Origin of the sequence: Brevundimonas sp. NPDC046655 (genome assembly GCF_044901625.1) — a bacterium.
In the GTDB taxonomy this organism is placed as follows: Bacteria; Pseudomonadota; Alphaproteobacteria; order Caulobacterales; family Caulobacteraceae; genus Brevundimonas.
In genome coordinates, this window is sequence record NZ_JBJDPV010000013.1 from 1 (window position 1) to 1263 (window position 1263).

Below are 1263 nucleotides of genomic sequence, written 5' to 3' on the forward strand. Positions count from 1 at the left end.
GGCCGCCTCGGTGTCGCGCTTCCGAACCGGTCAGGCCGCCGCGCCTGTCGCCGCGAAGAAGCCGGCCCCGGTCCGCGCTCCGCAGCCGGTGGCCCGCACGCCCGAGCCGGTGGCCCAGACCATCGCCGCACTCAAGACCGTCGGCCGCGGCGGCGCCGCCCTCAAGGCGCAGCCCATTGAAGACGGCTGGGAAGAGTTCTGATCACGGGCTGAGACGACGAGGGGCGGCTTGCGCTCCTCGTCGTCGGCGTCCCTCTGTCTGCGGCCATCCATCTTGACGTTGCGGCAATAGGGAATTGTACGCAGGGATTTCTACGCACCGCCGGTTTTCCGCTGCGTTTACCGGGGTTCTTCATTCTGCCCCTGACAGTCAGGGGATATGACGATGCGTAGTTTGACGATCGGCGGCAGGGTGAACCTGCTGTCGGTGCTGGCGGTGGCCGGCCTGCTTCTGGTGACGGGCCTCTCCTTGATGAAGCTCGACGGCGTGATGCGCGCCGAGATCGCCGACCGGACCAGGAAGACGGTCGAGGTCGCCCATAGCGTCGTGTCCCACTATCAGGCCCAGGAACAGGCGGGCGTCATGACGCGGCCCCAGGCCCAGGCGGCGGCCCTATCGACCCTGCGCGCCCTGCGCTACGGCCAGGACGACTATTTCTGGGTCAACGACATGCAGCCGCGCATGGTCATGCACCCCTTCAGCCCGCAGTTGGAAGGTCAGGACCTGAGCGCCAAGACCGACGCCGACGGCGTCTTCATGTTCCGTGAAATGACCGAAATCGCCCGCCGAGACGGCGCGGGCTTCCTCAACTACCGCTGGGCCAAGCCGGGGCAGGAAGAACCGGCGTCCAAGGTCTCCTACGTCAAGGCCTTCAAGCCCTGGGGCTGGGTCATCGGTTCGGGCGTCTATACGGATCAGATCGTCGCGGCCGTGGCCGGCGCCGCCCTGACCCTGGGCGGGATGGCCCTGGCCGTGGCTGCGGCCATGGGCGTGGCCGGCTGGATGCTGGGGCGTTCGGTCGCCGGGCCGGTCGTGGCCCTGGCCGACCGCATGAAGCAGCTGGCTGACGGGGACAAGGCTTCGGCCATTCCGGGGCTGGCGCGTCATGACGAGATCGGCCGCATGGCCGGGGCTCTGGAAGTGTTCCGCGACGCGGCCATCGCCAATGAGCGTCTGGAAGCGGAAGCGGCGGCCCAGCGCGCCGCCGCCGAGGAGGAGCGTGCGCGCGTCGAGGCCGAGAAGGCCCGCACCGCCGAGGAGGA

The 1263-nt window shown here is 69.0% G+C and carries 2 protein-coding genes; both read left to right on the forward strand.

Annotated features, from left to right (window positions below):
- A partial coding sequence (locus ACI2KI_RS17455; protein ID WP_404622060.1) for a hypothetical protein occupies positions 1-202 on the forward strand: 202 nt, incomplete at its 5' end.
- Positions 203-385: 183 nt separating this feature from the next.
- Positions 386-1263, forward strand: an 878-nt coding sequence (locus ACI2KI_RS17460; RefSeq protein WP_404622062.1) for a cache domain-containing protein, incomplete at its 3' end; no start/stop codon positions are given.